The following is a 13,112-nucleotide window of genomic DNA, read 5'->3' as shown; positions in this document are numbered from 1 at the left end:
CAGTTGGCGCGTATTAATCTTGCACATCAGCTTGCGCGTCTTATTCTTGCACGTCAGCTTGCGCGTATTATTCTTGCACGTCAGCTTGCGCTTCATCGCGAGGGCGATAAAAACGACTAAAAATGACACCGACTTCAAATAGCAGCCACATAGGTATCGCCAATAACGTTTGAGAAATCACATCGGGAGGGGTTAGCAACATACCTATCACAAATACACCAACAACCACATAAGGGCGCTTTTCAATTAGCTTATCAGCCGTTGTCACGCCAGCCCAAACCATCAAGATAATGGCAATAGGGATCTCAAATGCTAAACCAAATGCAAAAAATATTTTGAGCACAAAATCAAGATAGCTACTGATATCTGTAGCAATAGTGACACCTTCAGGTGCAATGGTAGTAAAAAATTCAAACGCTAAAGGAAAAACAACGTAATAAGCAAACGCAATGCCGGCATAAAATAATAAAGATGAGGTTACTAGCAAAGGGGCAATTAAACGTTTTTCATGCTGATACAAACCTGGGGCGATAAAGCTCCATATTTGATGCAAAACCACAGGAATAGCAACAAAAAAAGATAACACCATGGTTAACTTAAACGGGGTTAAAAACGGTGCAGCCACACCGGTTGCTATCATGCTGGTTGATTCAGGCATAACATCTAATAAAGGCTTAGATACATAGCCATAAATATCATTAGCAAAATATACCAAACAGCAAAATACAATAAGTACAGAATACACAATACGCAAAAGGCGATTGCGTAACTCAACTAAGTGGCTAATAAAGGGTTGTTGTTCACTGTCCATTTGTATCTTTATTCACTTCTTTTTGTACAGATTGGATAGTGGAATTAACTTCCTTTGCAGCTTGCTCCAGTTCAGCTACTGCATTGGATTCACGTCCCGTTAAATTTTGCATGCCTTTTTGCTCGGCTTGCTTAAGTTGTTCGTGTAACTCATGCACACGCAACTCGTGGTTTATCTCAGATTTAACCGAATTAACCGTTTGCTTAAATGAGCTTACAAATTTACTGAACGAGCGGATCGCACCGGGTAACTTATCCGGCCCTAACACCAGTAGCGCGATCACTCCAATAAAAACGAGCTCCCAAAATCCAATATCAAACACAAATGTTACTCTGCTTTAGATTTCTCTTCTGCTTTTACAGATTCGGCTTTATTGTCAGTTTTATCTTCCACGGTTTTTACCGCTTCTTGGGCTTTTTCTTCAGGTGTTAATTCATCCTTAAAGCCTTTCACTGCGCCACCCAAATCTTTACCTAAAGAACTGAGCTTTTTTGAACCAAATACCAGCACAACGATAAGTAAAATGATTAATAATTGCCAAATGCTAATGCCGCCCATACTTATTTACCTTTAAGTTACTCTGTATAATGCAAATTTCATGTTTGATGACTACTCGTCATCAAGGCTAAAGTTTACTATGCTTTGTTATTATGTGTATAAAAAATATAGTCAAAACTATCTGGGTTTAGACAATGTAGTCAAACTTCGCATCCCATCAACGGCCACTCTAGTTTGAGTTGCTAGATATTGGGATGAAAAGCTATAGTCAAAGCGATCAGGTTTTAGGGGCAGGTTTCCAGTTCCAGACGAAACCTAAGTACTTACATCCATGTAAGCAAAGCTGTCAAGCTTCGAGACCCCATGAGCATATGCTCTACTATGTGATTGGGGCGAGTAAGCGCCGACAATGAACCATAAGACCTGAGCGAGAAGACTATAACAATGAAGTCCTTAAACCTGAAAGGCAAGACTATAACACGCTCACAATACACTTTGCCGTATATGTTAATGGAGCCTGAGTGCATTTACCAATAAAGTCTTTGATCTTGTTCATATTATGCTTAATCAGTTTGGCATGCCAAGCAAATAACGACGCAAATGAAGATGCTAAGCCGGCAAGCAAACCTAAACCGCGCTATGCATGGTTAGATGATTTACACGGCGGCGTAGCCGGCTCACTGAATAACAGTGCAGCTTGGTTTGACCGTTTTTTTGCCGAGGACGGCACAAAAGACAAAAATACCGCAGCATCAGCTAAGTTAAGACTCGGTTGGGAGCCACGAGAGCAAGATCTTACCCGATTAAAGTTACGAGTCCGATTACGCGTGCGGTTAGCGAATTTACAAAAGAAAGTGGATCTGATTTTTGATGATTACGATGAATTTAAACAAGAAGGGGTAGCGGACGAAGTTCTTAGAGAAACCAAGCCAACGGAAAGTGATGTGAACGTCGCGTTACGCTGGATCCATAAATCAGATAAAAATCATTATTTTTCAACACGGGTCGGTTTAGCTAGCAAACCTGATATGTATGTACGTGCACTCTACCGTTATATTTATGCTACCTCTGACAGCACTAACCTCGTATTACAACCCTCAGTTTATTATTACTTGGATCAAGGTCATGCCGAGCGATTTTCCGCTAATTTTGAAATAAGCCTATCAAGCACGGATATGCTGCAACAAAACAACAGTTGGCGCTATACCGAAATTGATAACCAAGTCGATTGGACACACAGCCTATTACACTACAAGCAACTAACCCATACTCAAGCCTTAATTTCCGGTGTATTTGCTTCTGGTATCACTAACCAAGGCTATCACCTACAAAACCAAGGCATCTTTTTTCGTTATCGTTGGCAATCTTTACGTAAATGGATTTACTTTGAAGTTGAACCCTTTGTTCATTGGCCTGAAGAGTACAATTTTTCACAAACCTTGGGCATAGGTTTACGGGTTGAAGGCATGTTTGAAAATAAATAAGTCCGCAAAGGATGTATAGTCAAAGCGTAATGAAATTGATAAGCCATAAGCCGTTGCATATTTTCAAAGAAGGTAATTAATCTAGACTCTTTTGTGGTAAAAAAGCGGTTTTAAAATATCAAGTTTTTGTGGGCGAGCATTTATGCTTGCAGAGCCTGCAAGCCTCTCTGTCCAAAAGAACAAAACAACAGCATTTTGTTCCCGAAAAATTCTAATTACCTGCATCCATGCAGATACCAAAAACAAGGGCTTGTAAGCCACATCTCGCCACGAGACTTCTACTCTAATCTCTAACTATAACTATAACTCCAACCAAAGCGTCACTGGTCCATCGTTTAGCAAACTGACTTTCATATCCGCTCTGAATGTTCCAGTTTGTACGGGTACACCTTGTTGTTTCGCGTATTCAACAAAATTTAAATACAATTGCTCTGCTAACGCTGGCTCAGCTGCATTAGAAAAACTGGGGCGCATGCCTTTACGCGTATCCGCTGCTAATGTGAATTGGGATACGACTAGTAAACTACCCGCTATATCTTTAACACTTAAGTTGGTTTTGCCAGCTTGATCTTCAAACAAACGATAACCAGCTACTCGTTCAGCCATACGCTTAGCTTTCGCATCGTCGTCGCCCTTTTCGACACCCAACAATACCAGAATACCTTGATCTATTTTGCCAACGATTTGCCCATCAACAACTACTTCGGCGTGCGCTACACGCTGTAATAATGCTTTCATTTTAATTTATTTCTTTTGTAACCAACTTAAACGAACATCAATTTTTATCTATTGTAATAAGACGCTCTAACAACCTTGCTCTTGCATATATTTGGCCATCGCCCGAGTGGCTTGGCAAAAAGCCGCAGCAATTTGGGGTTCGGCAATAGAGTGTCCGGCTTCTGGCACTATCATTAATTTACAACTTTGCCATTTTTCAGCCAGTTGCCAAGCCTGTCCAACATCACACACAGCGTCATAACGACCATGGATCACCGTAGCTGGGATCGCATTAAGCTTACCGATATTGTTCAGTATATAGTTTTCCTCAATAAAGCTGTGATTAAGAAAATAATGACATTCCAACAAAGCCATAGGTAAACACAAATGCGGCTCGACGAGCTCAGCTTCGGTGCTTTGCGCAAAAGTTAAACGGGAAATACGATATTCCCACAATGACCATTGCCGAGCAGCGTTTAATTGTTGCAACTGATTATCTGAATTCAATAATGGCCAATAAGCTTGAATAGGACTCCGATTATCATTGGCTATCGGTTGTTGAAATTGCTGATAATAATCAGGAAATAAGCGAGCCGCGCCAGCATCACCGTATAACCAATCGATGTCTTGCTGTCGCGCTAAAAAGATACCGCGCAAAATCATACCAGACACACGTTCGGTATGCTGCAAAGCATATAATAAGGCTAACGTGGTGCCCCATGAGCCGCCACAGACTAACCATTTGTCGATAGCTAAATGTTGCCGAATACGCTCAATATCAGCAATTAAACTTGCTGTATTATTGTTCTGTAAAGACAGCAAGGGTTTAGATTGGCCACAGCCGCGCTGGTCAAATTGAATAATGCGATAAATTGTTGGGTCAAACAAACTGCGATAGATAGGCGAGCTACCACCACCAGGACCACCATGAATATAAATAACCGGTAAGCCATCCGGATTACCTGAATGTTCTATATATATTTCATGTCCGTCGCCAACATTTAACCACTCGGTATCATTAGGCTTAATTTGTGGGTATACCATAGTCATTACCTGAACTTTTTAATAGACGAATGATTTACATCGACAAACCTTGTGTTAGCCGAAATAAATTCGGCCCTACAATGATTCTGATTTCTTAATTTTGTACGTTTGTTAATAGCAACAAACTCTACATGTAATAACTTTTGTATCGACTCACTAATAGGAACAGCAACCGTTTAATTCAAGCGAGAATTAAACCAATACACCCATTGCGCTCCCAACAGCACTAAATTCCACATGACATACAGCCAAAGGCAAAATATAGGCAAAATGGCTAACGAACCATACAGCTCATTATAAGTGGGCACATAAAGTAAATATAAATTAAACAGCCACTTACAACCTTCAAACAGCAAGCTTGCTAACAAAGCACCTTGCAACGCGGCAAGAAACTTAACGGGCGTTAACGGTAATCCATAGTATAGCAGCATGAAGAAAGCGACAGATAACAAGATGGGTAAAAAGCCAGAAGCGAGTACCATAACCCAGCTCGGCAGCCATTGACTGACAAAACTCGACGCAGCCACGATCGAGGTCAAGACAAAACTGGCAGCTAATAAAATAGAGCCAAATAGCAAGATACTAAAATAAACCACCAAAGAACGGCGCAATGAACGACAGTTGCCTTTGCAAAACACTCGATTAATTTGTTGATCAACGTTACGTAATAACGAAAACACAATCACGAATAATGCCACAATACTTAACTCAGAGATGGTATCCAACGCGGCAATGGAATCATGTAAGTAAGCGACGATTTGCTGACTCGCTTCGGGCAACATGTGCTGTACCAATACCGATTCTAGATCGTTAACCCGATCAGAAAAGCCGGGTAAAGAATTGAGTAAGGATAAAGAAATAACAAAAAAAGGCACTAAACCGAGCAATGAAATGAAGGATAAATGCCCTGCCGCTAAAGCAATCTGATCTTGCTGGCACTTTAACCAAAATGCGCGCAACGCTAACTTCATGGGTTAAATATTTTTCCGTAAAAATTCAAGTGACGGAGCAAAAAAAGCTGCACCTGTCTCAGGCCGCGTATAATCCAATAACTTGTCATAAACCCCATGCTCATCACCGTTGATCATACTACTTAACATAAGCTCAAAAGGCTCTGGACTATGGCAAATCGAAATAAAGAAAAGCCCTTGAACTTTCATAGTACCGTAAGGCATAGATTGACGCAGTATTTCTATACTGTTACCCGCCGCATCTTTTAAGTTAGTGCGTTTAATATGGGCAAATGCTGATTTTTTCTCACTCGGATATTCTTGGTTATCACTTTTCGTGCGGCCAATAATGTCTTCTTGCTGAATGGTTGGCGTTTCATTCCATCTTTCCATTTGGTGGCGATAACGTTGGATATGCACATAGCTACCTGCAGCAAAATCACTATCGTCAGCCTTATCAACTAAAGCCACTTGCCGCCGTTTAGCACCATGCGGGTTCTCGGTACCATCAACAAACCCAGTTAAATCGCGACCATCTAAATAACGAAAGCCTTTTACCTGCTCAACTAGCTTTAACGAATCTGCGAATAACTCACAAACATGAGAGCCAACTAAGTGATTAACATCAACCCGATCAGAACGAATGTGAATAAAAACATCATAAGGTGTATGTGGAGCTACCCGCGTATCTTTGGCCATTTCAGGAAAGGGCTTTAAACGCTTAGGAGCATGTTGCCCAAACAATGTACGCCAATATTCACTGCCAATGGCTACAAACGCACTCAACTCACTTTCTGAATATTCATCGCAATAGTCATTGATCATAGGATGAAAACAAGCAAGATGATGGCGGATCAGCGCCTCGGTGCCAGGAACCGCTTTAAATAGTAAATACAAGCTTTGTAGATTGGCTTCTGCAAGAAGCCCTGGTTGCGGGCGTGCCATGAATAAATGTTTTTATTATTGAGTAACTTAAGACCCTAAGCATAACTCAGCATGAAGCGCTAATCCAAATTATTCAGTCATTAGCGTACTGGATTGTTCAATTGTCGTCGCCACTTGGCTTTGTAACTGTTCAATCAGCGGTTGTAGCGTAGCAATTTTTTCTGCGTGGCCTAACTCTTCATTTTTTGTCTGTTTCTCTATTTGGGCAGCCAATTCAGTTAATTGTGGATAACCAAAACACCCTGCACTGCCTTTTAAACTATGGGCATTTGCGGCCAACTGAGTCCAATCTCGATATGAGAATGCACTCGTTATCGCTTGCAAACTACTCGGTAAATTATCGAGAAACGTCGCGCTGATAGATGCATACTCTTGGCTATTTTGAATAACATTTTCAAATTCAGTTAAACTCGATAAATGCGCTTGATTTTCCTGTAACACTATTTGCATGGCTTCAAATAAACTTTGCTGATCAATGGGCTTAGCAACAGTGTGATTACAGCCATTAGCTTCGTATTGAGCGATATCGTCTTTCATTACATTGGCTGTTAAGGCAATTATAGGATTATCATAGCCCGCACCACGTAACATAGTGGTGGCTTCTACCCCGCCCATCACGGGCATTTGCATATCCATTAAAATAAGATCGTAATCTTCAATTAATGCAGCCTCTACCGCCATTGCGCCGTTTTCAACAATGTCGACTTCAAAACCCCGTTTTTCCAACAACAAGCGAATAAGATTCTGATTATCTGGGTTATCTTCAGCCACTAAGATTGTGCCCAAAGTCGCTAATTGCTCACTATTAGGTGCACTGACATCTTTGCATGCAGCATTAGGCAGTGACTCAATCCAATCGATATCCATATTATCCATATTGGTTGCAATGGCGATCTCAAATTCAGAGCCCTTGCCTTTTTCACTTTTAACGCGAATATCGCCGCCCAACAAATTAGCCAAGTGCTTAGATATACATAAACCCAAACCTGTTCCACCGTAATTACGTGTGGTACTGGTATCGGCTTGTTCAAATGGATTAAATATTTTTTCTAATTCAGCGGCCGTCATACCGATACCAGTGTCAGTAACCGTAAAAATGACTTGGTGTGTGGCTGTGTCGCATCGTACTGTCAGCTTAATTTGACCTTCTTTGGTAAATTTAACCGAGTTAGTACAAACATTAAGTAAAATTTGTTTAAGACGCGTGTCGTCAGATTCAATTTTACAAGGCAATGGAAAGCGGTAATCAATATCGAAAACCAATTCTTTATTCACCGCGCTGGGGGCTATTACTGCATTAATATCATCTATGATGGTAATTAAGTCGACTGGCTGTTGGTCAATTTTAATTTTTTCCGCTTCAATTTTAGAAAGATCGAGTATGTTGTTAATCAGTTCTAATAAATGCGTCCCGTTGCGTAATACTGTCGACAGGTTTTTCTGACGCTGTTCAGGATCGGGATCATCATTTAATAAGTGTTCGGTAAAGCCGATAATGGCAGTCAGAGGCGTGCGGATTTCATGGCTCATATTCGCCAAAAAGCGGCTTTTCATTTGGTTGGCATTATCTGCTTCAATAATAGCTTGTCTTAATTGCTCATTCGCAGTGTGTAGATCTTCTGTACGTAGTTGCACCTTTTCTTCTAAATGTTGTTTATAGTCTTCTAATCTCGTTTGGTAATCTTTTAATTGCACCGTCATTGACTGAAAATCTTTAAACAAGTCGCCTAATTCATCTTGACTAGAAAAGTTAAATTTGAGATTAAAATCGCCTCGCCCGACTTTTTTACTCGCCCGCCCCAACTCTTCAATCGGCTCTACTAAGATCCGTTTTAGCACTAAAAAGATCAACGTTGGGATGACAAAAATACTGATCATCAACAAAACTAACGCCAAAAACGTAATTTTTTGTGCGCCGTCATATAACTGTTTATAAGGTACAGCAGATAAATAGCGTAAACCGTCTTTTAGTTCAGCATTAAAATGCACATAACTTTGTTCCGGCAGAAAACTAAGCTGGCTGGCAATTGGCTTACCATCGCTTGCCACTTTATTTAGTTTGGCGATTTCGTTTTCCGGCAGTTGCACACCGGTTAAACTCGGATCAGAACTAAACACAACGTGACCTTGCTCTGAATACAATAGGTTAACGCTACCTTCAAACATCAAAGCATTGATACTTTCAGGGATCAGATCAAACCGCAAGTTAATTACCAAAAAGCCCCAATGCTTAATAACGCCTTTTTCAAAATCATTTAAATTAACGCGCCGCACAAAGTGGATCCGCGTGCCACTTTCATCCTTAGTTACGACAAGCTTTTGTTCATCATTAACATTGGGTAAATGAGAAGTTAATCGAGCTGATTCAGATTCAGCAAATAAATCACTGGAAAAAAAAGCGAGGTTTTGACCGTCAATCGCCAACAGTTCAATACTGGATATATCAGGGTAGGCTTCTGTGTAACTGGCAAATACAGCAAGTAAATCACCAGATTTTATTTGGAAATCACTGGACCCTTGCTCAGTTAACATTAAATGTTCAAGTACTGGCGAACGAGAAAGCAGACCTATGGTTTGACCGAAAACAGATAAATAGTTTGTCAGTTTTTGACTATTTTGCGCGACTCCATGTGCGACAACTAATTCAGATTGTTGTTTAGAGGCGATATTAGAATTGATTAAAGCAAACCCGCCCAACACGATAAGCGGAGCGATAACCAAAGGTATAACGTATCGAATGACTTTATAACTGAGCTTTGGCTTTTTCATGTTTAGTTTGCTTGACAATCCTAACTCGTTTTAACAAAAAACGTCCCTGAAGATTGGCTAACGTTATAGCATGATTTGCACTTGATAAACAGCCTATCGCGCCATTGAGTAACGATTGCGTAAAATTAAAGTTACATATTGGTTAATTCATAAAGTAAACTAGGTAAATAACGATAGAGTCTTATTTATTACTTAATATTTGCCAGATTAAATCGTTAATTAGCAAGATTCATCAAGTAACGATTTTTTACTAAAAAAATCAGTGTTAGTATAGACGGCTAACAACGCTTTACACTTTAATTAATGATTTAACGGAACTAGGTCGAACGCGCGCATGCAAATGGGTAAACAGTTACAAGGACTATCAACTAAAAGCAAAGCTTTTATATGCGTGTGCTTGCTAACCATTTCTTATTTAAGCAACGCTGTTGAGTTACCCGCCAATATTCAAGCCGTTTTACTGACCAAGGTTCTCGCTTACGAAGATAACATAGACCATAGTCAAATTAGCGTATTCGTGGTTGATAATAGCGAAATGTATCAAGCCTTTAGTCGCTTAAAAAATACTGGCACATCAACCAAAGGCAAGGTCAAAATTCAGCGTGTATCTCAAGGCGACTCATTGCCAACTGCAACGTATTCGATTGTTTATATCAATGACGAAAAATACTTATCTGATGCGCTTAAATATGCAGAAAAACACAAAGCTATTATTGCCACAGGTAAAACTGAGTTAGTTAAACGAGGTGCAACCATAGGGACAGGTACAGTCAAAGGCAAAGCCAAGTTTTATTTAAACTTAACTAGCTCGTTTACAGCGCAGTTAAAATGGAAACCTAAAGTACTGAAAATAGTTACCACCTTTCCTTAAGATCTAATTTGGTTTGCAGGTTTCGCAAACATAAATGTTAGCCCACAAGAGGTTGGTTTGCTGGCTCTGCAAACATAAATGTTCACCCACGAAAGGTTGGTTTGCAGGCTCTGCAAACATAAATGTTCGCCTACAGGGGTTGGTTTGCGGGCTCTGCAAGCTTAAAAGCTCGCCCACAAGAGGTTGGTTTGCAGGCTCTGCAAACATAAATGTTCGCCCGCAAGAGGTTGGTTTGCGGGCTCTGCAAACATAAATGTTCACCCACAAGAGGTTGGTTTGCGGGCTTTGCAAACATAAATGTTCGCCCGCAAGAGGTTGGTTTGCAGGTTTTGCAAACATAAATGTTCGCCCACAAGAGGTTGGTTTGCGGGTTTCGCAAACATAAATGTTCGCCTACAGGGGTTGGTTTGCAGGCTCTGCAAGCTTAAAAGCTCGCCCACAAGAGGTTGCTTTGCTGGCTCTGCAAACATAAATGTTCGCCTACAAGGGTTGGTTTGCAGGCTTTGTAAACATGAATGTTCACCCACAAAAGGTTACTTTGCAGGCTCTGCAAGCTTAAAGGCTCGCCCACAAAAGACTTCTTTCAAACTCAGCAAGCATCATTGCGCCGACAATTAAAGGTCGGCTTCTAATTTAATAAAAATCTGCCTGCCGGGTTGTGGATGGTAAGCTGGAATAAAGCCTGACGGATTGATATTGGTTTGGGCATCGTAGGCATTAACATCACTAGAACCGTCTTGGCGGCCCACCCCAAAGTAATCTTCATCCAATAGGTTTTCTATTTTAAGAGAAGGTTTAATGTTAAAACCAGCTAAATTAAGCTTTTTACCACGTAAGTGCAGATTGAGCTTGGTGTAACCAGGGGCATGACAATCGGTAAAATAGGTGTTGGTGCTAGGGACATTACGCTTACCGACATAGTTAAGGCGTAAATCTAAATTAAATGCGTTTGCGTCGTAATTTAATCCCATATTAACTTTATGATCAGCAACATTGCTTAAACCTTTATCGCCTAATGAACCATCGCCCTTGTTAAAGTGGTAATTAATATAGCTTTTGACCCCTTTGCTAAATTGCACGTCAGAGCTCAAACTAAAACCAATGACCTTTTGTCGCTCGGCATTAAAATAATGCGAACCACTGTCACCTAGAATATCTCTTGCAGCGGCAGTATTTAGCGAGATCACATCTGTCATATCCGATAAAAATACGCTACTGGTAAAGTTAAATGCTTCAACAACACCTTGCTGATCACTATTTTGCCAGTTACCTTGAGCAATCACTTCATAAGTAGCAACCTCTTCCGGTTTTAACTGACTATTACCGCGGTGCTCATCCGTTAACTCAAAAATAGACGGTTCACGAAAAGCCTGACCATACAAAAATTTAACGTTCAACTTTTCAAAAAAGTCTGACGGCATTTTATAAATAAAGCCTAAACGCGGATTAAATGTATTACCAAAGTCTTCACTGTAATCGTAACGCAAACCTAAGCTGTAGTTCCAACGAGAAGATAAAGCCGAGTCATAAATAGCGTAAACCGCTGATTCAGCGACAACATCAATATCTTGCGACTCAGCTAAGCCAAGCTGAAAGTCATCTTGGGTCGCTCGACGCCATGACGAACTGGTCATAGGATCGTGCCCTGCTTGGTTACGCCCCAGAGATGCGATCTGGTTCATTTTATCGCTTTCCATCAATCTCGCACCTAACACCAGTGACGAATCATCACTTTGTTGCCATTCTAATTGCTCTTCAATACCCACTTGATGGTTAAAGCTGTGGTAAGTTTTAGCGAGTTCAGCAAAACGGTAAGTATAGCGAAAACCTGTATCTGGCTTTTGTCGATTTTCACGATACCAAGCCCGTGTACGAGACAACCATTTGTCATTAAAACGATAATCGACATCAAGATAAATATGCTTGCCGGTATGGTGCGAAACAAAATCACTGCGCCAAGATTGATACTCGTAATTAGGCACGTAACTGGCTAAACCTTCGGTTTTATCCCAAAGGTAAAAACCTAAACTAATTTTACTTACGCCTTTTAATAAGTTTTCTTCTTCCGGAGAAAAGTAACTGACGTTCGCCCGCATCGCCCATATGTCTTTACTGGTGTTAAAACCGGCTGGCATTTGTTGACCTGCAAATGGGTTTACAGAGTTCGTTTGATATTGCCCTTGGTTATCGTAAGACTCGACCTGAGTATTGGGCCATGGCTGTCCAGAAAAATAACCAGCCGGATCGTAACGGCCAAGCCCAGAGTCACCATCATATTGATACGACTTTATCGCTGCATTCATATGCAGATCTTTGTACATACTTTGATGGGTTAAGGTAAAACCGCGCTGTTTACCCTCTCCTAGCGAGACATGTAAATTAGTGTTTTCTTCGGCTACTTGTTTTTTAGTAATTAAATGAACAACACCTGAAAACGCGTTAGCGCCATAAGCAGCAGAACCTGGACCTTGAATAATTTCAATCCGGTCCAAGTCTTCAATAATGTTTTCTTCTCCCCACAACTGCGACCAATTAAATGCCACATGATTTTGCACTACGCCATCTAACAAAATTAATAGCTTAGGGTTGCCAGGACCACCACCTAAGCCTCTATTTGAGCTATGTGTAGGGTATTCGCCACCACCATCTTCATAAGTAGAAAAATCAAACCCAGGTAAATCTTGCAGCACTTCAACCAAATTAGCGTAACCACGCTGAGCTATTTGCAGTTGAGTAATGACTTGAATATTAGCAGGCGCATCAATCAATTTTTGCTTGGTACGTGATGGAGTGATCACGTTTAATTCCAACAACTCAGATAACGACATAGATTCGAGGTGTTCCATAGACAATGAAGCGAGATCATTGTGACTATGACTGGAAGCAAAGGAAATTGAACTAAAGAAAAGACCAGTAACGAATAAAGTTTTTTTATCTGCATCCATGACTTTATCTGCTTATAGCTTGTAAGTGGGGGTTTCGTTTAATTTTTACATAGATTTAAGCAGATGTCGCGAAAATCT

Annotated in this window: 11 protein-coding genes; 2 read left to right on the top strand and 9 right to left on the bottom strand. The window is 40.6% G+C overall.

Features of this window, described 5'->3' with window-relative positions; genetic code table 11:
• Window positions 1-67: 67 nt before the first annotated feature.
• Genes tatC through tatA form a run of 3 tightly spaced genes read right to left on the bottom strand, consistent with a single transcriptional unit; the run spans window position 68 to window position 1,369 of the window.
• The gene (gene tatC, locus C2869_RS10235) at window positions 68-811 is read right to left on the bottom strand and encodes a twin-arginine translocase subunit TatC (RefSeq protein WP_108602837.1); all 744 of its coding nucleotides are present in this window, start codon (window positions 809-811) and stop codon (window positions 68-70) included.
• On the bottom strand, window positions 801-1,133 hold the full coding sequence (gene tatB, locus C2869_RS10230; protein WP_108602836.1) for a Sec-independent protein translocase protein TatB: 333 nt from the start codon (window positions 1,131-1,133) through the stop codon (window positions 801-803). The genes tatC and tatB overlap by 11 nt, the downstream gene beginning before the upstream one ends.
• Window positions 1,134-1,138: 5 nt before the next feature.
• The gene (gene tatA, locus C2869_RS10225; RefSeq protein WP_108602835.1) at window positions 1,139-1,369 is read right to left on the bottom strand and encodes a Sec-independent protein translocase subunit TatA; all 231 of its coding nucleotides are present in this window, start codon (window positions 1,367-1,369) and stop codon (window positions 1,139-1,141) included.
• 512 nt (window positions 1,370-1,881) lie between these two features.
• On the opposite strand from tatA, the gene C2869_RS10220 reads away from it, so the two are divergent.
• Window positions 1,882-2,793: a hypothetical protein gene (locus C2869_RS10220; RefSeq protein ID WP_108602834.1), complete on the top strand. Its 912-nt coding sequence runs from the start codon at window positions 1,882-1,884 to the stop codon at window positions 2,791-2,793.
• 300 nt (window positions 2,794-3,093) lie between these two features.
• On the opposite strand, the gene dtd is transcribed toward C2869_RS10220, so the two are convergent.
• The 5 genes from dtd to C2869_RS10195 all read right to left on the bottom strand — a co-directional run bounded on the left by dtd (window position 3,094) and on the right by C2869_RS10195 (window position 9,218).
• Window positions 3,094-3,531: a D-aminoacyl-tRNA deacylase gene (gene dtd / locus C2869_RS10215; protein WP_108602833.1), complete on the bottom strand. Its 438-nt coding sequence runs from the start codon at window positions 3,529-3,531 to the stop codon at window positions 3,094-3,096.
• A gap of 66 nt (window positions 3,532-3,597) precedes the next feature.
• Entirely contained in the window at window positions 3,598-4,554 is a 957-nt protein-coding gene (pip, locus tag C2869_RS10210) for a prolyl aminopeptidase (protein ID WP_329604255.1), read from the bottom strand.
• Window positions 4,555-4,730: 176 nt separating this feature from the next.
• Window positions 4,731-5,525 (bottom strand): YihY family inner membrane protein, encoded by a 795-nt coding sequence (locus C2869_RS10205; RefSeq protein ID WP_108602831.1) that lies wholly within the window; start codon window positions 5,523-5,525, stop codon window positions 4,731-4,733.
• Between the two features lie 3 nt (window positions 5,526-5,528).
• Entirely contained in the window at window positions 5,529-6,449 is a 921-nt protein-coding gene (locus C2869_RS10200; protein ID WP_108602830.1) for a Dyp-type peroxidase, read from the bottom strand.
• A 69-nt stretch (window positions 6,450-6,518) separates the two neighbouring features.
• A complete protein-coding gene (locus C2869_RS10195) occupies window positions 6,519-9,218 on the bottom strand; it encodes an ATP-binding protein (protein ID WP_108602829.1) in 2,700 nt (899 codons plus the stop codon).
• A 334-nt stretch (window positions 9,219-9,552) separates the two neighbouring features.
• Here C2869_RS10195 and C2869_RS10190 point away from each other — a divergent pair, with 334 nt between their 5' ends.
• Window positions 9,553-10,089, top strand: coding sequence for a YfiR/HmsC family protein (locus tag C2869_RS10190; protein ID WP_108602828.1), 537 nt, complete (start codon window positions 9,553-9,555; stop codon window positions 10,087-10,089).
• Window positions 10,090-10,703: 614 nt separating this feature from the next.
• Here the strand turns inward: C2869_RS10190 and C2869_RS10180 are convergent.
• A complete protein-coding gene (locus C2869_RS10180; RefSeq protein WP_108602826.1) occupies window positions 10,704-13,034 on the bottom strand; it encodes a TonB-dependent receptor plug domain-containing protein in 2,331 nt (776 codons plus the stop codon).
• Between the last annotated feature and the right edge of the window lie 78 nt (window positions 13,035-13,112).

The sequence above is a fragment of the Saccharobesus litoralis genome (assembly GCF_003063625.1).
GTDB lineage: Bacteria > Pseudomonadota > Gammaproteobacteria > Enterobacterales > Alteromonadaceae > Saccharobesus > Saccharobesus litoralis.
Note: the sequence above shows the minus strand (reverse complement) of the source record. Positions and strands in the feature narration are given on the sequence as shown.